This window comes from Rubinisphaera margarita, assembly GCF_022267515.1.
GTDB classification, from domain to species: domain Bacteria; phylum Planctomycetota; class Planctomycetia; order Planctomycetales; family Planctomycetaceae; genus Rubinisphaera; species Rubinisphaera margarita.
Genome location: NZ_JAKFGB010000022.1, coordinates 107,862 through 134,116 on the forward strand (window position 1 = coordinate 107,862; position 26,255 = coordinate 134,116).

Sequence of the window (26,255 nt, forward strand, 5' to 3'; positions counted from 1 at the left end):
TCGAACGAGTTTCAGGAGGATCGCGGATGCCGCGGGAATGGCAATTTGTCAGTCACGATACCGGGCTGGTTAAGTCACTGGCGGGTCAGATGCGCTGTTCTTCGCTGCTCGCCCAGGTTCTCCTTTCCCGGGGATTCTCTACGGCGGAAGACGCCAAAGGGTTCCTTTCCGCCAAGCTGGCCACCCTGCAGGATCCGGAAGTTCTGCCGGGTGTCGCGGAAGCGGCCGATCTGATGGCCGAAGCTGTTCGTCAGAAGCGGCGAATCACCATCTACGGCGACTACGACGTCGACGGTATGACTTCGACATCGATCCTTTACCACTGCATCACGCAGGCCGGCGGCACGGTCGACTACTACATCCCCTGCCGCATGGAGGAAGGCTACGGCCTGAACTGCGATGCTATTCGCGAGCTCCACGAAGCCGATCCTGAGCGGCTCGTGGTCACGGTCGACTGCGGCATCTGCAGCGTCAAAGAAGCCGATCTGGCTCGCGAACTCGGCCTCGATCTGATCATCACCGATCACCACACCATTCCGGACGAACTTCCCCGGGCGAAGGTCCTCGTGCATCCCCGGCTGCCGGGCGGCGAAGAGTGCTTCCCCCATCTGTGCGGAGCCGGCGTGGCGTTCAAGCTCGCCTGGGCGGTCAGCAAGCGGCTCGGCGATGGACAGCGTTCCAGCGAGCGGATGCGGGAATTCCTCAAGAGTGCCGTCGGACTGGCGATGATCGGAACCGTCGCCGATGTCGTCCCGCTCGTTGGCGAAAACCGACTCATCGTGAAATACGGCCTCGATACGCTGCGACAACAGGCCGGACCGGGTCTGGCGGCCATGCTGCAGGTCATCGGGCTCGACAAAAAGTCGTGCGTCACTGCTGAAGACATCGCTTTTGGAATCTCGCCGCGTCTGAACGCAGCCGGCCGACTCGGGCAGGCGCGACTGGCGGTCGACCTGCTGACGACTAACCAGACCGATCGAGCGGCTCAACTGGCGACGTATCTCGATGGACTCAACAAACAACGGCAAACCGTTGAACGCAAGATCCTCAAGCAGGCCCGCGAAGAGATCCAGCAGCACCCGGAATGGCTCGAACAGCCCTGTCTGGTGATTGGCCACCATGACTGGCATGTCGGTGTCATTGGCATTGTCGCCAGCCGAATTGCCGAACAGTACGAGAAGCCGACGATCATGATCGCGCTGAACTCCAGCACGGGCATCGGACAGGGCTCCGGCCGGACGTTTGGCGAAGTCAACCTGCACGCTGCCGTGACCACCGGAGTGGATCTGCTGGAAACGTTCGGCGGGCATCCGGCGGCCATCGGCCTGAAGCTTCGCGCGGACCGTCTCGACGAATTCCGCGAGCGGATCAACGGACAACCGGTTCTCATGAGTGAAGCAAAAATCGCGAATCCCCGCCGCATCGATGCCGAAGTGACCCTGGGTGAACTCTCCGTCCGCGCCATCAAGGAACTGGAGTATCTCGGCCCGTTTGGCTGCGAGAACGATCGGCCCATCTTCGTCTCGACCGGTCTGGAGCTGGCCGAGGAACCGAAGACGATGGGCGAAGGCGGGCGGCATCTGGCCATCCGCGTGAAGCACTATGGCGCCACCATGCGGGCGATTTCATTCGGACGGGGCGAATGGGCCGAAGAGATGGCGGCGGCTCAGGGCCGGCTGTCGGTCTGCTTCAAACCGATCATCAACGAATTCCGCGGCCGCGAGAGCGTGGAGTTGCAGATCATCGACTGGCGTGCCGATGGCGCACCCCCGCCTCAGAGCCGACGGACAGCGACCGTCGCGGCTGTCGATGGCCAGGACTGCTGACTCTGGCTGGTGACTAGTCGATTCTGCAACCGGATGTCCGAAGCCGGGGGCTCTAGCGAGAATGCGACTTTGGCGCCGCTGACATGTTTCAGGTTTGATATTTCGGTTCGACGACGGATAAGATTTGTTGTTCGCCTGATTTCATGCTCCGGAGCCGGATTCCGTCCGGACCTCCCGTGCTTCATCTCCGACCTTTGAACTCATTCAAGGACGAGTCGTATGCTGTTGAAACTTCCTTCCACACTTTGCCTCTGCCTCTGCGGATTGCTGCTGACCGCGCAGATTGCCGATGCCCAATCCTCCCGCCGGCCGGCTCGTGTCGGCAGTTCGGTGGTTAAAGCCACGGCAGCGGAAAAGAGCAAAGACGAGGAGAGCGAAGAAGCCGCGACCAAGATCCGCTGGGCCGAGATCGAACTCTCCGGCATGCTGTCCGAAGGGCCGTCGCTGCCGGGACTGTTCGGTGAGATTGGCCAGTCGCTGACGCAGATCTCCGATCGACTCGACCGGGCCGCTAAAGACGACACCGTCGACGCCGTGGTCCTTAAGATCACCAATCCGCTCATCGGCCTGGGATCCGTTCATGAGTTGCGGACGAAGATCCTCAGCGTCCGCGAGTCTGGCAAGCCGGTTCATGCTCTGCTCGAAACAGCGCTGACCACCGACTATCTCATCGCGACCGCCTGCGACAAGATCTACATGCCGGAGCCGGGCATGCTGCTGATGACCGGACTGCGAGCCGAAGTCAGCTTCTACAAGAATCTGTTCGACATGCTCGATGTCGAAGTCGATGTGCTGCGTGTCGGAAAGTACAAGGCAGCCGCCGAACCTTACACCCGCACCGAAATGAGTCCTGAATTCCGTCAGGAAATCAACGACCTGCTCGACAGTCAGTACAGCATTATCTGCAAGATGATTGCCGAGTCGCGGGACATGTCGGTCGAAGACGTGAAGAAGGCGATCGACAACGGACCGCATACTTCTACGACCGCGAAAGAGTACGGTCTCATCGACGAAATCCGCTACGCTGATGAACTCGAAGACATCGCCCGCGACGGCGATGAAGACGCCGAGTTCACTCTGGTACAGCGTTACGGCAAAGAGAAGGTGGACACCAACTTTGAAGGGTTCACCGGCATGATGAAGATGATGAATCTGATGATGGGCGTCGATCCGAGCAAGAAGAAATCGGTTGCTCCGCAGATCGCCGTCATCTATGCCAACGGATCGATCATGAGCGGACGCGGCACCAGTGGCCCGTTCGGCGACGAAATCATCGGCTCGGAAACGATGGTCAAGACCATTCGGGAAGCAGCCGAGAACGACCGCGTGAAGGCCATCGTCCTGCGAGTCAACAGCCCGGGCGGAAGTGCCGTGGCCAGCGACTTGATCTGGCGGGCCCTCGAGCAGGTCGACAAGCCGGTTGTCGTCAGCATGGGTGATGTCGCGGCCAGTGGCGGTTACTACATCTCCATGGGAGCCGATCACATTTACGCGGAACCGGGAACCATTACCGGGTCCATCGGAGTTGTCGGCGGCAAGCTGGCTCTCGAAGGTCTCTTCGAAAAGCTCGGCATCACAACGTCCTACGTGACCCGCGGCGAGAACTCCGGCGCGTTGAGCATCATGCAGCCGTTCAGCGAATCGGAACGCAAGGCGATGCAGCGGACGATGAACGAGATCTACGAGATCTTCGTGACCAAAGCCGCAGCCGGCCGTGAAATGGATGTCGACGAACTCAAGGAACTCGCGGGCGGTCGCATCTACACCGGTGAAGTCGCCGTCGAGAATGGTCTGGTCGATGACCTCGGCACCCTCGACGATGCCTTCAAGAAGGCGAAGGAACTGGCCGGGCTGGAGAATGCGAAAGACGTCGACCGTCTGCTGCTGCCGAAACCGACCAGTCCGTTCGAGCAGCTGTTCGGCCCGCTCGATACCGAAGTGAAACAGGACGTGGCGACCTCGGTCGTGCAGGACCTGCTCCCTGCGGAACTGACCGCCGAACTCCGACGGGCCATGATCATCAACGAACTCTCGGCCACTGATCCCCGCCTGCTGCTGATGCCATTTCAGCTGCGATTCAAATAAGACGACAACCGAGCCGACTCAGAATGGGATCGTTCGCCCACGGGGCGCAGTCCCGGCTTCGGATGACAGACTCTAATTCGGAAGAAAAGATGTCACGACACCTTCTTACGCTTTCCACTGTTCTCGGCCTCTGCCTGGCCGCGACCACGCCCTCCGCACAGGCAGAATCCCTTCTTGTGGAAACCGAGTCCTTCGACGCCCACAACGGCTGGGAACTCGATACGCAGTTTATTGAGATCATGGGCTCGCCCTACCTGCTGGCACATGGCCTCGGCCGCCCGGTCGAAGATGCGACCACGACCGTGAAGTTCCCGAAGCCGGGAACGTATCACGTCTTTGTTCGCACCAAGGACTGGGTCGCCCGCTGGGATGCTCCGGGGGAACCGCCGGGACAGTTTCAGGTGCTCGTTAACGACAAGGCTCTCGAACCGACTTTCGGCACGAAGAGCGCCGAATGGTTCTGGCAGCCGGGTGGCACCGTTGAAATCGAAAAGCCGGAAACGCGAATCGCTCTTCACGATCTGACCGGCTTTGATGGCCGTTGTGATGCGATCTACTTCACGACGGACGCCAACGAAAAGCCGCCGGAAGCCTCGAAGATTCTTGGCAGCTGGCGCAAGCAGCAGCTCGGTCTTTCCGAAGAGCCGACCGAAACTGGTCCGTTCGACCTGGTTGTCGTCGGCGGCGGATACTCCGGTCTCGGAGCCGCGATCTCGGCCGCTCGTATGGGAATCAAAGTCGCTCTGATTCAGAACCGCCCGGTGCTGGGCGGCAACGGCAGCTCGGAAGTTCGTGTGTGGGCCCAGGGTCTGGTTCGTCGCGGAGAGTTCCCGCACATCGGAGAGATTGTCGACGAGATTTCCGATCAGGCGACAAAATCTCCGGGTACTTACGAAGAGTTCGAAGATGAAAAGAAGGAACGGATTGTTCGGGCCGAACCGAACATCACGCTGTTCCTGAATCATCACGCCTACAAAGTTGACATGGACGATGAGAAGATCGAAGCCGTTTACGCCTTCGATACCCGTACGTCGGAAGTGCGTCGCTTCACCGCTCCGTTGTTCGTCGACTGTACCGGTCACGGAACCATCGGCGCACTGGCGGAAGCCGAATACGAGATCCACGATGGCGTCCGCATGGGCATGAGCAATATGTGGGCCTGGGAAGAAGCAGACGAGCCGCAGAGCTTCCCGAAGACCCCCTGGGCACTCGACCTGACGATGCAGGACTTCCCGTATCCGCGCGACTTCCACGGCCAGTGGTTCTGGGAGAGCGGTTTCCACAAAGATCCGCTGAATGACCTCGAAGCAATCCGCGACTGGAACTTCCGGGCTGTTTACGGAGCCTGGAACGCGATGAAGAACAAGGATGGAGCCGAGAAACACAAGAATGCCCGTCTCACCTGGATGGCCTTCATTGGTGGTCCTCGCGAATCGCGACGCATCATGGGAGATCTGGTGCTCACCCAGGAAGACATCATTAACAAGAAGCAGTTCCCGGATGGCATGGTGCCGAGTACGTGGTCGATCGACCTGCACTATCCCAAGCGGCAATACATGCGCAAGTATCCGGACAACCCGTTTATCAGTGTGGCTGAACATGGCGCGGGAGTGGACCGTCGCTACGGCTATCCGATTCCTTACCGCTGCTTCTATTCCAAGGATGTGCCCAACCTGTTCATGGCCGGACGCAACATCAGCGTCACGCACGAAGCGCTCGGCACGACGCGCGTGATGCGAACCTGCGGCATGATGGGCGAAGTCGTCGGCAAAGCCGCCTCGATCTGCATCAAATTCGGCTGTAGCCCCCGGGACGTTTACACGTCCTACTTGGAACAGCTGAAAGAATTGGCTCGCCTGCCGGGTGTAATGCGTCGCGACGATGTTGACGGCGAGTTCTACAAACGGGAAGGCGATTCGACGCCGCCGAAAGAGTACGACTACGTCTCGGCTTCATCGCTCGACGGCGTTGTCGTCGATGACCAGCAGGCCCAGACGACCGGTTCCTGGACAGCCGGGACCGGACTGAAACCGCTGGTCGAGGAGTCGTACCGCTACGGCCGCGGCGGCACGGCGACCTTCACATTCCAGGTGCCGGAAGATGGTCAGTATGAAGTCCGCTTCGCCACGGGAGCCCACGAGAACCGGGCTTCCAGCGTGCCGATCTCGGTTTCGCATTCCGAAGGCACGGCGAATAAGACGATCAACCAGCAGAAGCCGGGCGACATCAAGCCGCACTTCGTTTCCCTGGGAACCTACACGTTCAAGTCGAAGACGCCTTACGAGGTCCACGTCGACGGGACCGACGTGGATGGCAACGTGCACATCGACGCCGTCTGGGTTGCCAGGACTGAGTAGACGATTGAGAATGAGAACCCAAAGCCCGGGAGTCAAACCCCCGGGCTTTTTTCCTGCGCTGTCAAAAAGGTCCACACCGACTGGCGACGCCAATTGGGGGTGGGTTGTTAGGCACTAGGCACTAGGCGTTAGGACACCGCGTAGTCCCGGTTGCTCCGCTACCGGGGTGGAGAAGGTTGGCAAGCGGTTTCACTTAAATCGCGGTGCAGCGGATCGGACGGCATCAGTTCCGCGATCTGGGCGGCGCAGCCGTCGGAGGATGCCGTTTGGCAGAGATCAGTGATCTGAGGTCCGCAGCTTTATAACGTCCCTGGTTCAATGACTCACAGCGTCCAATCCCGTGCTCCTACGGCTGCGCCGCCCCGAAAGAATCTTTCGGGGCCACCCTGTTGGGGGGCACTACCCAGTTTGCAACGACTCTTCCGGCCGACGGCTTCTGTTTTCTCAAAAGCCGCCGTAGCGTTCCTGCAGGTCGCGGAAGTTGAAGAAGCCGAGGATGCCGAACATGATGGCGATGTAGCGGTCGCCAAGCTGAAAAGCGAAGACGGCGATTGCTGCGCCGACCACGACGCCGATGCGCAGTGCCCAGCGTTCGCCGTCGCCGCGTCGGAACATGCGGATAAAATCGCGGCAGATCTGTCCGCCATCGAGAGGCAGCACCGGCAGCAGGTTGACGAGCCCCCACCAGAGGTTAATCCACTGCAGTGACACGATTGCGAAACCGAGCTGCGGAGAGACTCTCGTTTCGGTCATCGCGAGGACGATCTCAACAGCGATGATGACGCCGAAGAAGATGAATCCTGCCAACGGCCCGGCGAAGGAGACCGCAATCGATTTCCAGAGGGAGAACTGCGAATCAGGAACAAACGAGGCATAGCCGCCAAACTGGTGCAGCACGATATGCGGATGATACCCGAGTGCTCTCGTGAGCAGGGCGTGTCCCATTTCATGAATCAGGATCGAGACGAACACACAGAGCATCCAGATCACGATCAGATCGGCCTGCCCCAGGCCCCAGCCGAACAGCAGCGAGATCAGCCAGAAGAACGGATGAATCCGTACCGGAATTCCCAGGAGAGAGAATTCGATGTCATAAGGAGTCTGGGTGACGTGTCCGAACATGATGGAACCGTTTTCGGTGTGCGTCGGCGGGATGAATTAGGGATTGGCCAGGAAGTGGCAGACGTCTCCGTCGCGGACAATGTACTCCTTGCCCTCGACTCGTAGTTTGCCGGCTTCGCGAATCGCCTTCTCCGTCTTGAATTCCTGCAGGGCTTCAATCGAATAGACTTCGACACGAATGAAGGCCCGCTCAAAGTCGGTGTGGATCACACCAGCCGCCTGCGGCCCGGTCGCCCCCTGAGGGATGGTCCAGGCGCGAATTTCCTTCGGGCCAGCGGTGAAGTAGCTGTGATAGCCGAGTGTCTTGTAGGCTGCGCGGGCGACAACATTCAGGGCCGGCTCTTCCAGTCCCAGGTCGGCCAGCATCTCGGCCCGGTCGGCGTCATCCATGTCGCGAAGCTCGGCTTCGATGGCCGCACAGACGGGAACCACAACGCCGTTTTCGGCTTCGGCCCGTCGGCGAAGTTCCTGTACGTGCTCGTTTTCGCCGTGCAGATCGTCGTCGGACACATTGGCCAGATACATGACCGGCTTGGCGGTCAGCAGCGAGAAGCCCCGCATCAGCTTCTGTTCTTCGGTCGACTCGATCTCCATGCCGCGAATGGTCTGCCCCTGATCCAGACGGGCAAAGCAGCGGTCGAGCAGGGCGACGCGTTTCTTGGCTTCGGCGTCGCCGGTCTTGGCTTTCTTCTGCGACTTGTCTCGAGCCGATTCCACGGTCTGCAGATCGGCCAGAATCAGTTCGGTGTCGATCGTGTCAACGTCGCGGATCGGGTTGACGCTGCCGTCGACGTGGATCACGTCGCCGTTATCGAAGCAGCGCACGACATGAATAATGGCATCGACGTCGCGAATGTTGGCCAGGAACTTGTTGCCGAGTCCTTCCCCTTCCGAAGCCCCTTTAACAATGCCGGCAATATCAACGAGCTTGATCACCGCCGGGATGATCTTTTCGCTTTTGATGTACTGCTGGATAATCTGCAGGCGGGGATCCGGAACTTCGATCACCCCGACGTTGGGTTCGATCGTGCAGAACGGGTAGTTTTCACTGGCAATACCAGCGGCAGTCAGTGCGTTGAACAGGGTCGACTTGCCGACATTGGGAAGTCCGACGATTCCAGCTTCCATTGAGAATCAGCTCCGGGCGATATTTGACGAAGGTAAGGGGCGGGCATTGTATCGCACTGTTTGAGCAACTGCACCTCCTCACAACCCCAGAGTGTCCTGTCATCCCCCGGAAGTGCTGAATTTCGCAGGTGTTCAGGCATTCTAAGTTTGTACGTTGTGCACGATTCGGTATAAATTAGGAGAAGGACCCGTCGACAGAGATCGGGACGTCCCGATGCCGATCGCAGGTTCACCCCTATACGTACGTGGTTGGAAGATCCCACTGGCCGCGCGGATTGCTCCGCCACCCGCCTCTTTGAACTTGCCGACCGACACCCCGGCGACCGATCGCTGCCGAGACTAGCGAGTAACGACATCCTGTGACGGACGCTCAAAAGATTTTGTTTCTTACGTCGGAGGAAGACGACGGCGCGTACACGTTCGACGCGCAGGCCGAGAGGGTCTATTGCGACACGGTCCGCGAACTTGAGCAACTCTGGCAATCCACGGACTTTTCCGCTGTCGTGGTTCCGCACGACGAGACCGAAGCCAGCGACTCGCTACTGCACGTGCTCCGGATTGTCGATTACTTCCCCGATGGGCTCACGCTGCTCGATCGCAACCAGAAAATTCTCTGGTGCAACGATGCCCTGATCAAAATGCTCGATGCTCCCCAGATTAATACCGAGCCTTCGTTCTACGATCTGTTCGGCGATGTCGAACTGCTTGAGCATCAGCTTTGTCCAATCGAGAACTCCCGCCATTCCCGGGAAACCCGCACCAGCACGCTGAAGCTGAACGACAAGCAGTTCTTCGAAGTCCGGGTGACGCCGGTCATCTTCGAGCAGCGGGGCGAGGTCGAACAGTTCGTCGCGGTTGTCCGCAATACGACCGAAGCGACGTTCCAGCAACAGAAACTCAACGCGATCTACCAGGCGGGACTCGATCTGGGCGACCTGTCCCCTCAGGAGATGATCGAGCTGACCGTCGACGAACGCATCGAACTCCTCAAATCGAAGATCCTGCACTACACGCAGGATCTTCTTGAGTTTGAGACCGTCGAAATTCGGCTCATCGACAAGGATTCCAAGCAACTCCGTCCGCTGCTGGCCATGGGCATGGAAGAAGTGGCCGCCGAACGGCAGCTGTTTGTCGATGCCAAGAACAACGGCGTGACGGGATTCGTTGCCGCCTCCGGCAAGAGTTACCTCTGCGACGACATCTCCAACGATCCTCTTTATCTGCCGGGAGCCCCGGGAGCCAAGAGCTCGATGACAGTGCCACTCAGCCTCCACGACGAAGTTTTAGGAACGTTCAACGTCGAGAGCGCCGTTGATCATGCATTTGACGAGAATGACCTGCAATTCCTGGAACTGTTCAGCCGCGAAGTCGCGATCGCTCTGAATACGCTCGATCTGCTGGCGATCGAAAAGGCGTCGACCGCCGATCAGAGTACACAGAAGATCCTTCAGCAGGTCGCGATCCCTGTCGATGAGATCCTCAATGACGCGGCCTGGATTCTCGAGCGATATATCGGACACGAACCGAATGTCGCCGATCGGCTGCGTCAGATCCTGAAGCATACCCGCGACATTAAACAGAGAATTCGTGAGGTCGGCGAAACGATCGCTCCGGATGCCGCACACGTCTTATATAAGCCCAAGCACGATCGGCCGAAGCTCCGCAACAAATGTATCCTGGTAATCGACTCGGATGAGGGAGTCCGCCGGGCTGCCCACGAACTGCTTGGCCGCTTCGGGTGCCATGTGGAAACTGCCCACGATGGTGGTGAAGCTTGCCGGCTGGCCAAGTCGTCCCATTATGACGCCGTGATCGTCGACATTCGGCTCGATGACATGACCGGCTTCGACTGCTTCTGTCGTTTACGGGAAATTCACGAACAATTGCCGATCATTCTGATGACCGGGTTCGGCTACGACCCGTCTCATTCCATTGTGAAATGTCGCCAAATGGGCCTTAAAGCCGTTTTGTACAAGCCCTTTCGGCTCGATCAACTTATTAATGAGGTCGAAGGAGCCGTGATGTCTGGCGAAGACGGTCCTGACTGCGAAAGCGGATCCGGTGACTGCTGAGTTTCCGACATCAGGGGCACTTTTGGGGATCGATTACGGTTCGAAGCGGGTCGGAATCGCGATTTCGACCCCCGATCAGTCGATTGCCTCCGCTTTAGAGATCATGCAGCGGTCTCAACCGGCCCCGGAAGCACGCACAATCTGTAAGATCTGCAATGAATATCGCATCAAAGGGCTCGTGGTCGGACTGCCCGTTCACATGAGCGGAGACGAAGGTGAGAAGGCGAAGCTCGCCCGGGAATACGGGGACTGGCTCGGCGAAGAGACTTCGCTTCCTGTCACTTACTGGGACGAGCGTTTCACCAGCTCTATAGCTGACAACCACTTACGCGAATTCGGATTGTCGCAAGCCAAACGCAAGCAACATCTCGACAAGCTGGCCGCCCAGTCTATGCTCCAGTCGTTTCTCGATGCTCCCGACCGCTCGGCACCGCCTTCGGCTCTTCACGGCCGGTGACTTGAACCAAATCTTAAGATTTTATCTGGACACGCCAGAGGGGTATCCCATATCACTCGGCCCTCAAGCCTGTCCTATCGCCCGCACCATCCCTTCCCGCGGGCAACGATGACAAAACTATCCAACCGAATCGTCATCTGTCGCTCTTGCGTCCTGCAAGAGAGCGGAGTTCCCACCCATGCAGTCAGTACTGCAAAGAAATCTGAGCCTGATCTTCCCGGTGCTCATCATCACCTCGGTGCTGGTGATCGTTGCGCCGATGCCGCCGATCATGATGGACATGCTTCTGGCATGTAACATCACGCTCGCGGTGATCATTCTGCTCACGACGATTCACGTACAAAACCCGCTTGAATTCAGCGTCTTCCCGGCCATTTTGCTCGGTACCACGCTTTCTCGACTCGTGCTCAACGTCGCTTCCACTCGACTGATTCTGACCGGGGCCGCGACCCAGGGAACGGAAGCAGCCGGGGGCGTGATTGCGGCCTTCGGCGGGTTTGTCGCCGGCGGTTCGCCTACAGTCGGGGTGATTATCTTCGTCATTCTGATCGCGATTCAGTTCCTGGTGATTACCAAAGGTGCCACGCGTATCAGTGAAGTGGCCGCCCGATTCGCCCTCGACGGGATGCCGGGTAAGCAGATGGCGATTGATGCCGACCTGAATGCCGGACTGATCACGTCCGAACAGGCCAAAGCCCGTCGTGAAGAAATCAGCCAGCAGGCCGACTTCTACGGGGCGATGGACGGTGCCAGTAAGTTCGTCCGTGGCGATGCCATCGCCAGTATCGTGATTACGATCATCAATATCATCGGCGGCTTCTACGTCGGCATGGTCCAGGAAGGCATGGCCTTCGGAGACGCGATCAGTGTCTTCACCACGCTGACCATTGGGGACGGACTCGTCACCCAGGTGCCCGCCTTTCTGATTTCACTGGCCGCCGGCCTGATTGTGACCCGGACCAGTATCGACAGTAACCTCCCGGGAGATATGGTCGGGCAGTTGTTCCGCCATCCGGTCGCCATGTTCCTGGCCTCCGCGTTTCTCGTCTGTCTGGCTTTCACTGGTCTGCCAACCGCTCCAATGCTTTCGCTCGGCGTCGGCTGTGCGGCAATCGGCGTGATGTTGCAACAGAATACCCAGCGGCAGATCGTGCAGCAGGAACACGAACAACAGGAACAGGAACAGCAGCCAAAGCCGGCTCCGACACCGGAAGACCATCTGCAGGTCGATCCGATGGAACTCGACCTCGGAATTGCCCTGCTGCAACTGGCCGATCCTTCCCGTGGCGGCGACCTGCTCGATCGGGTCACCAAGGTTCGCAACCGCATCGCACAGGACCTGGGGATCATCATGCCGAAGGTTCGCATTCGGGATAACATGCGGCTCAAGCAGCGGGACTATCAATTCAAGATTCGCGGCGTGCCGATTGCCTGGGGCGAGATTCATGCCGATCGCCTGCTCGCCATCAATACCGGACTGGCCAGCGGAGACATTCAGGGCCTCGACACCATTGAACCGGCCTACGGCCGCCCCGCAAAGTGGATTGAACCACGCCAGCGGGAACGAGCCGAGATGATGGGATTCAGCATCGTCGAACCGAGTGCCGTTCTGGTCACTCATCTGACGGAAGTCGTGCGTGACCACGCCGGCGAACTCCTGTCGCGACAGCAGGTTCATGAACTGCTCGAACACCTCAAAGAAACCTCACCGAAGGTCGTCGAAGAACTCGTCCCCGATATCCTCCGAGCCAGTCAGGTTCAACAGGTCCTCGAAAACCTGCTGCAGGAACGGGTGCCGATTCGCGATCTCGAAGCCATTCTCGAAACACTCTCCGACTTCGCCGATCGGACCAAGGACCTCACGATCCTCACCGAGTATGTCCGCCACGCGTTGTCCCGGACTCTCTGCCAGCAGTATCGCGATTCGAAGCGTGTCATGCATGTTGTGACCCTCGATCCGTCCCTGGAAGATGTTCTGGCAGCCGGATTTGAATTCACTGAACGAGGACTGATCAGCAAACTCTCGCAGCCGATCTGCGAAGCGGTCGTCAAAGGGCTGGCTGATCAACTCGAGAAACTGGTCCGCACCGGTCACGCTCCCGTCGTGATCTGCACACCGCAGGTGCGGGCGGGTCTGAAACTGATCACGTCGGGCGATCTGCCCAAACTGGCTGTCCTCAGCCTTAATGAAATCACTCGGGATACGGAGGTTGAAGCTGTCGGCCACGTGTCCCACTCTGTCCTCCCCCAATCATCGCGGCAACGCGAACAAGCTCCCCCCTCTCCGGGACGTCCCACGCCCCGTCAAACTGTCTAATGAGCCTTTCCAGGGCTCACTGAAACCGAACACCGAGCCTCACCAGGGCTCAATCCCCCCTTCCTCAATACGATCGAAGTCGACATCTCGGGCTGCGTGCCGCTGGCTTCGCCAGTGCTTTCCACAGAAGGCCGCACACAGCACGACCCCGGCAGGACGCCAGCGTCACCCGAACTGTTGACATCACCCTACCTAATTTAATCCCTCCCTTCCTGACGACGTCAAAACGCTCCTCCCCGGTGCGGCGTAGAACGTACGTTCGTCTCCCAAGGAATTCCCATGTCGGACTTCAGAACCTATCGCGCCGATACGATGCAGGAAGCTCTCCGCCTGGTCCGGGAAGATCTCGGTCCTGATGCACTGATCTTCCATACGCGTCAGATTGCTCGCAAAGGGAAATTCCCCTGGCAGAAGGAACGCGTGGAGACTGAGATCGTCGCAATCCCCGACGATGGTCAAGGTCCGGTTCCCGCCCCGAGTCGGCGCCGCCCGACACCTGCTCCCGTTCGCGACGAGCAGGAAGAAGCCGCTGCACCCGATCTTTCGGTTTATCAGCAACGCCCCGCACAACGATCCACTCCAGTAGATAGAGGAATCAGCGACGATCGTCGACGCGAAGAACCCGTCTCTCCGGTCGTTCACACTTCGAAGAAATCCAGCGAACCTGCCCAGCGAAAAGCCGATGAGCTCGAATCACGCAAACTCGAGCGAATGGTCAGCGAGCGACTCGACGCCATGCAGAAGATGGTCGAGCAGTTGACCGCCCAGGTGAAACAGGGCGTCTCCCGTGACATTCCGCCGGAGCTGTTCACGCTCTACACCGAACTGATGGACGCCGAGGTCGAAGAATCTCTCGCTCGCGAATTGATCACCCGCCTGAAGACCCGCTGCGATATCCGCGAACTCAACGATCCCGAAGCTCTGCATCGCAAACTGTTCGCGATGATCGAATCAGAAATTCGCTGCAACGGCTCGATTGAAGTCACGCCTGGACAGACCAGAGTCGTTGCTCTCGTCGGCCCCACGGGTGTCGGCAAAACAACGACGATTGCCAAGCTGGCTGCCAACTTCCGCCTGCGGGACAACATCCGCATGGGATTGATTACGGTCGACACCTACCGGATCGCCGCTGTTGAACAGCTCCGCACGTATGCGGAAATCATCGATCTCCCGATGAAGGTGGTCACCTCGGCTGCGGAGATGAAACAGGCCGTCGACGACCTGGCCGGGATGGATCTGATCCTGATCGACACCGCTGGCCGGAGCCCGCAGGACGACCTGAAACTGCAGGAACTCAAGACGGTTCTTTCCGACATCGTCGTCGACGAAATTCACCTCGTCCTCAGTGCGACCGCTGGCTATCGACATCTGCGAACAACGGTCGAGAAGTTCCAGTCGATCCGTCCCACCTCCACGATTCTCACCAAGCTCGACGAAGCTCCCGGACTCGGAAGCATCATGAATGTCGGTCAACTCGGGTTGCCGCTGAGCTATCTCACCACCGGCCAGAACGTCCCTCACGACATCGAGCCGGCTCACGCCACCCGCGCCACGCGGCTGATCCTGGGACAGGAGCGAGTCTCCTTGCCCGCTCCTGTCTGACTTCTCGCTGATCCTCCGCTCGTCTCCTCTTCACTCAGAACATTCCGACCATCATGACCAACCCCCACATCGACCAGGCCGCCGAACTGCGATCACTGATCAACCAGGCGAAATCCGCCTGGAGCAGCAGCTCAGCAATGGCTCCGGCGTCGCCTCGACGTTCCGCTCACACGATTGCCGTGACGAGCGGTAAAGGAGGCGTCGGCAAGTCGGTCATCTCGCTGAATCTGGCAATTGCACTGGCCAGCGAAGGGCATCGCGTCTGCGTGCTCGATGCCGATCTTGGACTGGGCAATCTCGATCTGATGTGCGGTCTGAACGGCTACTGGAATCTCTCCCACGTCCTCAACAACTCACGCTCTCTCCGCGAGATCATGCTCCCCGGACCAGCCGGAATTTCGATTCTGCCCGGAGCGAGCGGACTGGTCGACCTGGCCGATTCCCCCAGCGGCGAGCGGGAACGACTGCTCAAGGAACTTAATCAGCTCGATCAGGAATTCGACTTCCTGATCCTCGACTGTGGCAGCGGCGTGCATCGCAGCACGCGTCAATTCGCTGCCGGTGCAGACACGGTGTTGCTCGTTTCGACGCTGGAAATCACGTCTCTGGCCGACACCTACGCCGCCTTGAAGGTCTATCACGCCAGCGAGCTGCCCGACATTCGCCTGCTGTTCAACCGCTGCGACACCCGCGAGGCTCAGCAGGCAATTACGAATCTCAAGAAAACATCACGGCAGTTTCTGAACGCCGACGTCAACGTCCTGGGCTGCGTACCGGAGGACGAATCGATTCGCCGGTCCATTGCCACACGGCGGCCGGCGATGGTTCAGGACGCTCAAACGGCGGCCTGCCAGGCGATCCAACAACTGGGTCGGCTGCTGGCTGTCACTCATCAGAACACTCTGGCTTCGGCAGTTGAACCGATCGGAAAACGGTTGCTGGCGGAGAAGCAGGCTGCGGCCTGACCAGAACGAGGAAGCACCGTTGGAGAAATCACGTTTCCGGGTTGATTATGCGTTCGTACTAAGCGGGAAACGGAACATTTCTACAACTGTCAAGATTTAACGATTAAAGAATTTACACGGAAAGGACTGAATTTACATCACGCGAAATGCCGATCTCTGATGAAGTGTTTACTCATCGAATGAATTCCTGAAGGGCAATTCATCGACGAACAAATAAGGCATCGGAATCGGAAATGGCACTTCACTTCGCCTTTCATGTTGGCTCACTTGCCTTTGTGACGACGCTTGTCCGTTGCATCTGGGAAGGGGCTGCCTTTTCAAGCGGGATCACGAACTCTGCAATCACGGGCCTGGTCTTCTTTGGCATTGGTTTTGCCATTGGAGAAATCAGTCGCCACATGATGGAAGAACTCGCCGCCCGCGAACTGGCAGCTTCAAGTGACCTTCAGGAAGCCGAGCAAAACGGTCTGAAGTCGTCCGCCGGTTCGACTGGTCAATAAGACCTGTCGGCAGTCCGCGACCAGGACCGCGCTGGAAGTGCTTACCCATAAGACCGCTGCCAATTGCCGACGGCAGAAATACGGTCGCTACAAGATCTGCGAGTAAACCACTTTCATTCTGGGCAAGCGTCTCTGGACGGACTCAGCTGCCGCAAGGCAACAATGAGACACTCAATGGAGGAGTCAATGGCGACAAAATTATCACCAGAGGAAATCCAAGAAACTTGGGAAGCCTATAAAAAAGATCAGACGAACCAGCGACTGCGCAATCGTCTGATCGAACGGTACCTGCCTCTGGTTCGTTATAACGCAGAACGCGTCTGGGCCAAGTTGCCCGAAGGCGTCGACATGAATGACCTCATGTCAGCCGGCGTGTTCGGACTGATGGATGCGATCGACGCATTCGATATGTCCCGCGGCGTGAAATTCGAAACCTATTGCGTTCCGCGTATTCGCGGGGCCATGCTCGACGAACTGCGAACCATGGACTGGGTTCCTCGTCTCGTTCGCAGCAAGGCCAGCAAGCTTGAAGCGGCTCGCAAAGCCGTGGAAGCCGAGGTCGGCCGTCCCCCGACGGACCGTGAAATTGCAAGAAAGCTCGAGATTCCACTCGAAGAGTTCGACAAGATGAAGACGGAAGCTTCCGCCGTGAATCTCGTCAGCCTCAACAAGAAGTGGTACGAGACCGACAGCTATAAAGACGTTCGTGAAGTCGACATTCTGGAAGACGGCAAGGGTGAAGACCCGACCAACGGCATCCAGAAACGCGACATCATGAAGCTCGTCACCAAGGGTCTGAATCGCAACGAGCGGCTCATCATGATCCTGTACTACTACGAAGAACTGACGATGAAGGAAATCGGGACCACGCTCGGACTCTCCGAGTCCCGCGTGAGCCAGATGCATTCCAGCATCGTCAATCGACTGAAAGATCAGCTCCGCCAGCGACGGCCGGAATTCGCCTGATCCACAGCAGTTGAGTTTGTCCAACAGAGCGGGGCGGAGTGGTCACCAACACTCCGCCCCGCTTGCGTTGGTAGCCCGTGATGTTCGAGCACTCATGGAGTGGCGGTAACTCACCGTCGAATGGATGTGCGATGCTCGACCAGCAAATCAGCGGCTCGTCGGAAAAAGAAGTGGAGCCTTCGACGGAAGCCCAACGAATCTAATCTCAGCCAGACGCATTCGGCGACAAGATGCCGCCGCTACGGATTGCCTGGCAGACGTGCAGCACATGTTGTCGCCGGTCGCCAGGAGGCGATCAGCTTTCGGCGATCTCGAACAGAGCTTCACGGCGGCCGTCGGCGCTCACAGCGAATGGCATCCAGAGCAGGGCGACATCGGCGACGTTGATATCGCTTTTCCGCGGCCTCACGGGGTAGCGTTCGACCGGCAACTGAGCCGGGTCCACACGCTGTTCGAGCGTCTCGACTTCCTTGTCGAACTCCTTCTCAAGCGAATGCAGTTTCTCCTGCTCAACCTTCAGCTTCTCCTGAGCGACGGCGATATCCCCCTTCTCTCGAGCAGCGCGGCCCGCGCTACGCATCGCGGTCGCTCCTTTGGAGACGTTCGTTTTCGAGAGCACTTTCCGCCCCATCAACGCCCCGAGAATCGAAGACCCGATCGAGATGAACGAACTGTAGGACTGCTCCTTGAACTGTGCTTCCTCTCGCTTCACCCGCTCTTCGGCTCGAAGCACGCGATCACGGGCCGTTTCAAATTTCGATTTGTACTTCGCCTTCAGCTTCTCCACATCGAGATCATTCTGCTCGCGAATCTCTTGCGCCACCCGCATTCGAAATCCGGACTCGGACTCCTCCGGAGTGGAGTAGAGTGACGACTCCGGCTCCCGCCACAACGGCAGGGAAACGTCTCGATAGATGTAATCCCGAAGATGCTTCCGCCACGATCGGTAGTTGTTGTACTTCGTCAGATCGGACGAGAGTTCCGCGAAGCCGGCATTGGATTCCGCGGACGACTCGAACGACAGATCCGGAGACCAGTGGATCTCGCAGGTCTCCCAGATGTCGATCACATTCTCGGCGTACTCTTCAATCACCAGGGCCGCTTCCTTCCACAGGTCGACCTCTGACTTCGAGTCCACGTAGTGGACCTTCGCCATCCCCAGCAAACCGGGATAGTAGACGAGCCGCGCGTTGTTCGGCAGCGGCCGCACAATCGCCAGATAACGCTGACAGATCGAATCCGAAATCGCGGGAGCCAGGGTCGCGGTCGCCGGCTGTTCAAAGGCGGGAGCGGAAACCGAAGCCGCATCGGCACGGGGCGACGACTTTGACGGCGACTGAGTTGCGAGGGCCGCTTTCCGGTCCTTCATCAGTTCCGCAATCTGCTGCCGCGTCAGCGGACCGCGCAGATAGGAGAGTGCCCACCGCGTCTGGAACACGACCGGATGGTTCTCGTGGACATTGTGAAGCAGAAACTTTCGCGACCCGAGTCCAGAGAGAATGTTCGACATCTCGCTGCGATTGAAGCTCGTCCCCGTCGAACTGGCGACACTCTCCAGTCCATCCAGAACGCGGGCCTTGTCGCGTTCGGTTTGCAGTCGTCCGAGAAACCAGGTTCCGGTATTGGAGAGTCCTTTGTAATCGAGATCGACCGGATTCTGCGTCGCGAGGACCACACCAACGCCGAACGCCCGAGCCTGTTTGAGCAGCGTGAGCATCGGCAGTTTACTGGGCGGATTCGCGGTCGGGGGGAAGTAGCCGAAGACTTCGTCCATATAAAGGATGGCCCGCAACGACGTCGTTCCCGGTTGACTGCGGACCCAGGAAAGCAGTTCGTTGAGCAGAATCGTCACGAAGAACATGCGCTCGGAATCGGAGAGATGCGCGATCGACATGATGGAGATTCGCGGCTTGCCCGCTCTGGTCATCAGCATCCGCTCGATATTGAGCGGTTCCCCTTTCATCCAGCTGGCGAAACCGGGGGAGGCGAGCAAATTGTTGACCTGAATCGCGAACGAGAATCGATCTTTCTCCGGGAAGAAGGTATCGAGATCCATGAAGCCAACCTTGTTGAAGGGCGGCTGCTGAATCTCGCGGAGAATATCGGGAATGGTCAGGCTGCGGCCTTGAGTCCATGCAGACGTAAGGATGTTCGAGAGCAGGATATGTTCCCGGCTGCTGATCGGATCGGCGTCAATTTTCAGCAGGGCCAGAAGGCTCGACACTGCCGACATCACCCGATCGCGGAACGCATCGGAGTCGTTGAGAACCTTCTGATTGGGGGCGGCGAACGACTGAATCACCGAGACCGGGAGCCCGGCATCGCTGCCGGGCGTGTAGATCGCCAGGTCGACCGCATCGCGAAACTTGGCGATCCGCTCCGGTTGCTGATCCCATTCGGCCAGTCCGGATCGCCACTTTTCGGCCGTCGACTTCGCATATTGTTCGACCGTCTTGCCGTTTCGCTGCGCTTCGCCTTCGTCGACCCAGGGGGCAAACTGTTCGGCTGACAGTTCCGGGAAGGTCAGCAGCAGGTTTCCGAGATCCCCCTTGGGATCGATGGCAATCACGGGGATACTGTCGATCGCCGCTTCTTCCAGCAGGGAAAGACAAAGCCCGGTCTTCCCGCTGCCGGTCATTCCGACACAGACGGCATGTGTGGTCAGGTCTTTGCTTTCGTAGAGAACAACATCTGACTTCGGCGCATCCTTTTCCAGGTCGTACTCGCGTCCGAGGTAGAAGACACCCAGTTTTTCATAATTCGGCAACGTCATGCGGTATGCTCTTGGCGGAGGAGGATTATGATGAGACCAGGCTTGACACCATCCGGCACGCGTGGACCAGAATGGCCCGCCTTTACTCCCGGACAGGGATCGGTTACAGGTGAAACAAACAGCCCGAACCTGAACTTTTCGAACAGGCCGACATGAACGCGTCACACCCGGAAAACGAACCCGATGATAACGACTCCCCCGAGCCGATGCATGCCGAGTTTCAGCACCGGGCCGTCACGGCTCGCGTGACGGAAAACGCGGCAATGGGAGTCTTCTCCAACGCCGCGGTCATCCTGAGCGGCAACTTTGAATTCGTGCTCGACTTCGTCCTGCGAATGGGGAAACCGGACCGCGTGATGGCTCGGGTCGTTCTCCCCGTTCCCGTAGTCGAGCAGTTTGTCAGAACGCTGCGGGAAAGTCTCGGCAATTACGAGAAGCAGTTCGGCGTTGTTCCCGATCTGGTCAAGCCGGGCACGACGGCGAAGAAGACGCCTGACGCTCCCAAGCCGCCCGAAGGCTCGGGAACCGTTCACGGCAGCTTCGTCGGATCCATCGGACCGGATGGCAACATCGCTGCCTCCGAGGAATCCGGGTCGAAAGGGCGGGGCACCCCGTCGATCGACGAGATTTACGACGACCTCAAGCTCGACGACAACATGCTCGGCGGAGCGTACGCCAACGCCGTTCTGATCCGACACTCGGCCACTGAGTTCTGCTTCGACTTCGTGACCAACATTTATCCGCGGTCTTCGGTCACAGCCCGCGTCTTCATGGCTGTGCCGCAGGTTCCGCCGCTGCTGAATTCGTTGTCGCACTCCTTCGATCAGTTCCGTCGCCGCAATCCGCCGCCGCCCCAGACGCCGCCGCCCGAAGATGCTCCCTGAGTTTCAGGTCGGAAACATTGAACATTCCCTTGCAGCTCGGGTAACCTGCTTGCAGGGCCGCTCCCAATGACCGGCGGCAGCAAGCTGCCGTTACGACTGCTTCATGCGAGCAGAGTGCTGCCGAGCAAAACGCTGCCCCGACATGACTCTGACAGACGAACTGGCGGACGGACGATGACGGGTTACGACCCACCGACTCATTTTGAACGGAAGACTCCGATCGGAGACGATCGAGAACGGCTCACGTGCAATCGCTGCGGCTGGATCCATTACGAGAACCCCAAGGTGATTGTCGGTGTGGTCGCGACCTGGGAAGAAAAGATTCTCCTTTGCCGTCGCGCGATCGAACCTCGTCATGGATACTGGACCATCCCTGCGGGTTTCATGGAACTGCGAGAGACGGCTGAGGAAGGGGCTCAGCGGGAAGCGCGGGAAGAAGCCCTGCTCCAGGTCGAGATCAACGCTCTACTCGGAGCCTATTCGATTCCCCGAGCCGGACAGATGCATCTGATCTATCGCGGCCAGATGACGTCTCCCGAATTCGGACCGGGACCGGAAAGCCTCGAAGTCGCGCTCTACGACTGGGACGACATCCCCTGGGACGAACTCGCGTTTCTTTCCAATCGTTGGGCGCTGAACCACTACAACGAGTCAAAGCACCTGGAAACATTTCCGCCATTCACCGTGCCGGTGGAAGATGTGGAAACCGTGTCCGGTCGGAAGCCCTCCTGAGGCCAACCGCTCACGTCAACCCTTCTGATTAAAGGCGGAGAGACCGGAGAAGGGACAGGGGAGACACATAAAAAAGCCATGCTCACATTGGGTGAGCATGGCTTTTGATTTCGTGACCGTGTCAGGCTTAAGCGCTGACGATTGCTTCATCAACCGGCGCGGCGGCTGGTTCGATGTCCCCATCGAGCAGCGGGTACATGGCGTCGACAAAGCCTTTCAGGTGATTGCTGCGAGTCTGGTGCTGCAGCTTGCGGAGAGCCTTCGATTCGATCTGGCGAATACGCTCCCGGGTCACCTTGAAGATGCGGCCGGTTTCTTCGAGCGTGTAGCTGTAGCCATCGCCCAGACCGTACCGCAGCTTGATGATCTCGCGCTCGCGATAAGTCAGGCTCTTGAGGACATGATTAATCTTGTCCCGCAGCATCTGCTGCATGGCCGTGTCGGCCGGAGTGCTTTCCGACTCATCCTGCAGGAAGTCGCCGAAGCTGCTGTCTTCCGACTCACCGACGGGAGTATCCAGGCTGACTGGATGCTTCCAGGTTTTCATGATCCGTTCGGTTTCTTCAACCGACATATCAATCGCGGCGGCCAGTTCTTCCATGGTCGGCTCGCGACCGGTTTCCTGGCGAATCTGCTCGGCTTTGGCTTTCAGAGTCGAAATGCTCTGGAACATGTGGACCGGAATACGAATGGTCCGGGCATGATCGGCGACGGCTCGTGTGATGGCCTGCCGAATCCACCATGTGGCGTAGGTCGAGAACTTGTAGCCACGGCGGTACTCGTACTTCTCAACGCCACGCATCAGGCCGGCGTTTCCTTCCTGAATCAGATCCAGGAAGCTGAGACCACGGTTGCGGTACTTCTTGGCGATGGAAACAACCAGCCGCAGGTTTCCGCCAGACAACTTCTGCTTGGCAGTCGTCCAGGAAGCGAATCGTCGGCGGATTTCACGAGTCCGGGCCACGAACTCGTCCGGGGTTTCCAACGTTTCGTAGACAATCTCGTGCAGTTCGTTCTGCATCAGTTCGAGATCGCGAGCCGAGGATGGAATCCGGCGAAGACGTTTAATGTCCCGCTGAAGCTGAGTGATTCGATCGGCAAGCTGCTCCATCCGCTTAATGACCGGCTGCAGCCGTTGAGTTCGCAGACTCAATTCTTCGGCCAGACAAGCCATCTTGCGACGACGAACAATCATCCGCAGCAGAGCGGCCTTGCGTTCTTCAGCCGAAGCGTCTTCTTCCATGCGGATCTGGAAGTCTTCGCGGTTGCGAGACATGAGATGCCGCAGGGTTTGCAGGTTCGGCTCCATACGGCCGAGGATCTGCTCTTTCTGAGCGTTTTCCGTTTCCGATGTCCGCAGTGTCCGCTCGAAGGGAAGTTCTCCCGAATTCACCTTCTCGAACATCTCAACAATGATGCCCAGCGCGTAGTCCGATTCAACGGCCGTACGGCGGAAGCGTTTGCGGGTGACCTCGATCTGCTTGGCCAGGAAGATTTCGTCAGCGCGGGTGAGCAGGGGAATATTGCCCATCTGACTGAGATACATGCGGATCGGATCCCGCGAGGAGACCGGGGTTTCCGGTCCGATCAGAGCTCGAGCGACATCGTCGCTGATCTCATCATCCGATTTTTCGACAGTTTCAACTTTCGCTGTGGGAGCCACTTGCCGAGCTGCAGGATCGTCGAACATATCAATGTTAAGTTCGTCGAGCGCGAGCACGATCTGGTCAATCAGAGTGGGATCACCGCCTTCATCCGGAAGGAAGTCGTCCATACTCTGATAACTGAGCCGCCCGTCCTTCTTTGCGGCATCCATCAACGGTTGAATCGATTCGCTGAATCGAGGCACCATACACTCCTCACTTGGGAAAGAAGTCATAAAATCGCGTGTCTCCATTACGCGGCTATCACCGAATCGGGTTGGCTCCAGGAGCGGAGACCCGCAGGCGACGCAAAGTGTGCCACCATGCCAACGATCGATACGGAAAACAAGTCTGGCCGTCAGGCCCTCTCAGAAAATCGCCAAAATGCGATTCATCCACATTCATGTGCTATCGCAACAGATAATCAGACATCTCTTCAGGCCAGAAATGACCGAACAGAGAGCCGATAAATTCCTAAGCGGAAGAAACAGCTGGGGAGAGAGAGCCGGGTACTAAGCGGGCCGCAAATGGCTCGGCTGGCAGACAATCCATGTCATAGGTCTTCACAGGAGAATTCCCTTGCAACGAGACGCACTGGCGTCAAATCTTCGCCCGGCCAGAAGGCTCAGGCTCCGGCAACCGGAAGCCGAATGAATCTCTCATCCTGGCCAGTCGAGGGTTGCCGTTGGGAATGGTGATTCATCATAAATCACGGACGATACGTCATCCCCCCTCTTCTCCGAGTCCATGCTACCACCGAAACAAAGGGCGTCCACGAAAAAAAGAAAGAATCATTAAAAAACGAACGATTGCACAGACGCTGATGCGTTGCCTGAAAATCAGGGGGAAAGCCTTCAGAAATTCCGGGGCACGACTGTGATCAGACAGCTTCCGGATGCCCGAGCCCCCTCCTTTCCCCACTCGCGGTTTTTTGGTCAACGAGACTTTCAAAATCAGAAGAAGCTGTTACACTGCTGGCTTGCTTGCGAGGGAAACGTCGGGATCCCGCCGTCGGTCCATTTGAGAACACGGCTTGTCTGCTACGCTAAAGCGACCTCGAGAGAGTTGATTCTCGGTCGTGGTACGGACGGGGCAAGCCTGATCGGCCATTGGTTACAAATAGAGGAATACACGGTGTCTGTTCGAATTCGAATGAAGAAACTGGGGCGAACGCATCGCCCGTTCTTTCGTATCTGCGTGATGGACTCGCGGGTACCACGTGACGGCAAGACGATCGAAGAAATCGGCACGTACGATCCCATGGTTCGTGAGAAGTCCGAACGCGTGAAAGTGGATCTGGAGCGGGTCGACTACTGGCTCTCCGTCGGCGCTCAGCCGTCTGAGAAGGTCAACGTCCTGATTCGTAAGGTCCGTGAAAACGATTGGGGTGCGGTCAAGCAGCCGCCCCCGATGACCGCTCCGAAGGCTCCGGAACCGGAAGCCCCGGCCGAAGAAGCCTCCGCCGAGGAGACACCAGCCGAAGAACAGCCGGCTGAAGAAAACAGCGAAGGCTAAACTCCGGTCAATGGACCAGTTGAATAACAGGTCGTTCTCGTGCGATTCGATGTGCTGACAATCTTCCCTGGTCTTTTCCAGGGATTCCTGGGCGAAAGCCTGCTGCACAAAGCATTGCAACGCCAGCTTCTCGAAATTCATTTGTGGAATTTTCGGGACTGGGCAACCGATAAACATCAATCAGTGGACGATCGCCCTTACGGCGGCGGCCCTGGCATGCTCCTCAGCTGCGATCCCATCTTTCGCTGTGTCGAAGATGTCCGCCAGCAGGGCAGTTCCCCCGGACAGTTGATTATGCTGACCCCGAACGGGCGGCGACTTGATCAGCAACTGGTGGAACAACTGTCAGAGCAGGAACGTCTGATTCTGCTCTGCGGACGGTATGAAGGATTCGATCACCGGATTGTCGAAGGGCTTCAGCCCCTGGAAATCTCGATCGGAGACTTCATCTGCAATGGCGGCGAAGTGCCTGCCATGATTATCATTGAAGCAGTCATGAGGCTCATCCCCGGACTGCTCGGTGATGAAGAGAGTGCCCGGTTGGATTCCTTTTCCGATCCGGGCCAGGTGGAATACCCGCAATACACGCGGCCTCGCGACTATCGGGGCATGCAGGTGCCGGACGTTCTGCTCAGCGGTAATCACGCCGAGGTCGAACGCTGGCGACAGAAACAGAGCCTGGATCGAACCAGGCGTCGACAGGACGATCAGGCGGCTTCGAACCGCGAGAGCTCTTCGGGCTCGAAATAAGTCAGATTCAACTCACAAATCAGGTTGAGGAAATAGTGCGATGCGAAATCGACAGGAACTTTTGAAGGTTGCCGAAGAGACCAGTCTTCGCGAAACCCCGCTGAAATTCGAGATTGGCGACACCGTCGATGTGCACACCCGAATTCTGGAAGGCGACAAAGAACGCATCCAGGTTTTCAACGGTGTGATCATCGCACGCCGTGGTGGCGGAACCCGGGAAAACTTCACCGTTCGCCGCATCGTGGCTGGTGAAGGTGTCGAACGAACCTTCCCGGTTCACTCCCCGAAGGTGGCCGAAGTCGTCGTGCTGCGTCACGCTCGGGTTCGCCGCGCCAAGCTGTTCTATCTTCGTGACCGCGTCGGTAAGGCGACCCGTCTCCGCGAACGTCGCGCCAAGGTCGGTGAAGTCGAAGTCGGAACGGCCAGCAAGTAATCTTGCGGTCCAGAATCAAGAAAAGGTTCGGCTGGCGCCTGATGCGCTGCCGAACCTTTTTTATTGGAACCCCACGGGTTGGGAGAACGGCATCCACCTGAAACCGGTTGAACACTGATTCACCCGCA

The 26,255-nt window shown here is 58.2% G+C and carries 19 protein-coding genes; 15 read left to right on the forward strand and 4 right to left on the reverse strand.

The window, feature by feature from the left end; all coding sequences use genetic code 11:
- Positions 1–26 precede the first annotated feature (26 nt).
- From recJ to L1A08_RS21725, 3 genes are all read left to right on the forward strand, one after another.
- A complete protein-coding gene (gene recJ, locus L1A08_RS21715) occupies positions 27–1,826 on the forward strand; it encodes a single-stranded-DNA-specific exonuclease RecJ (protein ID WP_238758691.1) in 1,800 nt (599 codons plus the stop codon).
- A gap of 219 nt (positions 1,827–2,045) precedes the next feature.
- Entirely contained in the window at positions 2,046–3,911 is a 1,866-nt protein-coding gene (sppA, locus tag L1A08_RS21720; RefSeq protein WP_238758692.1) for a signal peptide peptidase SppA, read from the forward strand.
- An 89-nt stretch (positions 3,912–4,000) separates the two neighbouring features.
- Positions 4,001–6,268, forward strand: coding sequence for an FAD-dependent oxidoreductase (locus tag L1A08_RS21725; protein ID WP_238758693.1), 2,268 nt, complete (start codon positions 4,001–4,003; stop codon positions 6,266–6,268).
- Positions 6,269–6,712: 444 nt separating this feature from the next.
- Here the strand turns inward: L1A08_RS21725 and L1A08_RS21730 are convergent, their stop codons facing one another.
- Together L1A08_RS21730 and ychF are read right to left on the reverse strand one after the other, a co-directional pair.
- Positions 6,713–7,390: a site-2 protease family protein gene (locus L1A08_RS21730; protein WP_238758694.1), complete on the reverse strand. Its 678-nt coding sequence runs from the start codon at positions 7,388–7,390 to the stop codon at positions 6,713–6,715.
- 36 nt (positions 7,391–7,426) lie between these two features.
- The gene (gene ychF, locus L1A08_RS21735; RefSeq protein ID WP_238758695.1) at positions 7,427–8,518 is read right to left on the reverse strand and encodes a redox-regulated ATPase YchF; all 1,092 of its coding nucleotides are present in this window, start codon (positions 8,516–8,518) and stop codon (positions 7,427–7,429) included.
- A gap of 359 nt (positions 8,519–8,877) precedes the next feature.
- Between ychF and L1A08_RS21740 the strand changes: the two genes are divergently transcribed.
- From L1A08_RS21740 to L1A08_RS21770, 7 genes are all read left to right on the forward strand, one after another.
- Positions 8,878–10,590 carry a response regulator gene (locus L1A08_RS21740; RefSeq protein ID WP_238758696.1) on the forward strand — a complete coding sequence of 571 codons (1,713 nt, stop codon included), beginning with the start codon at positions 8,878–8,880 and terminating at the stop codon, positions 10,588–10,590.
- Complete coding sequence (gene ruvX, locus L1A08_RS21745) at positions 10,580–11,047, forward strand: Holliday junction resolvase RuvX (RefSeq protein ID WP_238758697.1); 468 nt, start codon at positions 10,580–10,582, stop codon at positions 11,045–11,047. The genes L1A08_RS21740 and ruvX overlap by 11 nt, the downstream gene beginning before the upstream one ends.
- 178 nt (positions 11,048–11,225) lie before the next feature.
- Positions 11,226–13,364 carry a flagellar biosynthesis protein FlhA gene (flhA, locus tag L1A08_RS21750; protein ID WP_238758698.1) on the forward strand — a complete coding sequence of 713 codons (2,139 nt, stop codon included), beginning with the start codon at positions 11,226–11,228 and terminating at the stop codon, positions 13,362–13,364.
- Between the two features lie 279 nt (positions 13,365–13,643).
- A complete protein-coding gene (flhF, locus tag L1A08_RS21755; protein ID WP_238758699.1) occupies positions 13,644–14,966 on the forward strand; it encodes a flagellar biosynthesis protein FlhF in 1,323 nt (440 codons plus the stop codon).
- A 53-nt stretch (positions 14,967–15,019) separates the two neighbouring features.
- Positions 15,020–15,931 carry a MinD/ParA family protein gene (locus L1A08_RS21760; RefSeq protein WP_315860616.1) on the forward strand — a complete coding sequence of 304 codons (912 nt, stop codon included), beginning with the start codon at positions 15,020–15,022 and terminating at the stop codon, positions 15,929–15,931.
- 233 nt (positions 15,932–16,164) lie between these two features.
- Positions 16,165–16,431 carry a hypothetical protein gene (locus L1A08_RS21765; RefSeq protein WP_238758700.1) on the forward strand — a complete coding sequence of 89 codons (267 nt, stop codon included), beginning with the start codon at positions 16,165–16,167 and terminating at the stop codon, positions 16,429–16,431.
- A gap of 186 nt (positions 16,432–16,617) precedes the next feature.
- The gene (locus L1A08_RS21770) at positions 16,618–17,397 is read left to right on the forward strand and encodes a FliA/WhiG family RNA polymerase sigma factor (protein WP_238758701.1); all 780 of its coding nucleotides are present in this window, start codon (positions 16,618–16,620) and stop codon (positions 17,395–17,397) included.
- A 295-nt stretch (positions 17,398–17,692) separates the two neighbouring features.
- Here L1A08_RS21770 and L1A08_RS21775 read toward each other — a convergent pair whose 3' ends face one another.
- Entirely contained in the window at positions 17,693–20,170 is a 2,478-nt protein-coding gene (locus tag L1A08_RS21775) for an ATP-binding protein (protein WP_238758702.1), read from the reverse strand.
- A 152-nt stretch (positions 20,171–20,322) separates the two neighbouring features.
- Between L1A08_RS21775 and L1A08_RS21780 the strand changes: the two genes are divergently transcribed.
- Both L1A08_RS21780 and L1A08_RS21785 read left to right on the forward strand, forming a co-directional pair.
- The gene (locus L1A08_RS21780) at positions 20,323–21,054 is read left to right on the forward strand and encodes a DUF3467 domain-containing protein (protein ID WP_238758703.1); all 732 of its coding nucleotides are present in this window, start codon (positions 20,323–20,325) and stop codon (positions 21,052–21,054) included.
- 174 nt (positions 21,055–21,228) lie between these two features.
- Entirely contained in the window at positions 21,229–21,786 is a 558-nt protein-coding gene (locus tag L1A08_RS21785; protein WP_238758704.1) for an NUDIX hydrolase, read from the forward strand.
- Positions 21,787–21,913: 127 nt separating this feature from the next.
- Here the strand turns inward: L1A08_RS21785 and L1A08_RS21790 are convergent, their stop codons facing one another.
- The gene (locus L1A08_RS21790; RefSeq protein WP_238758705.1) at positions 21,914–23,638 is read right to left on the reverse strand and encodes a sigma-70 family RNA polymerase sigma factor; all 1,725 of its coding nucleotides are present in this window, start codon (positions 23,636–23,638) and stop codon (positions 21,914–21,916) included.
- Positions 23,639–24,563: 925 nt separating this feature from the next.
- On the opposite strand from L1A08_RS21790, the gene rpsP reads away from it, so the two are divergent.
- Genes rpsP through rplS form a run of 3 tightly spaced genes read left to right on the forward strand, consistent with a single transcriptional unit; the run spans position 24,564 to position 26,127 of the window.
- On the forward strand, positions 24,564–24,944 hold the full coding sequence (gene rpsP / locus L1A08_RS22795) for a 30S ribosomal protein S16 (protein WP_315860617.1): 381 nt from the start codon (positions 24,564–24,566) through the stop codon (positions 24,942–24,944).
- A 39-nt stretch (positions 24,945–24,983) separates the two neighbouring features.
- Entirely contained in the window at positions 24,984–25,694 is a 711-nt protein-coding gene (gene trmD / locus L1A08_RS21800; RefSeq protein WP_238758706.1) for a tRNA (guanosine(37)-N1)-methyltransferase TrmD, read from the forward strand.
- Positions 25,695–25,734: 40 nt separating this feature from the next.
- Complete coding sequence (gene rplS / locus L1A08_RS21805) at positions 25,735–26,127, forward strand: 50S ribosomal protein L19 (protein ID WP_238758707.1); 393 nt, start codon at positions 25,735–25,737, stop codon at positions 26,125–26,127.
- Positions 26,128–26,255 lie beyond the last annotated feature (128 nt).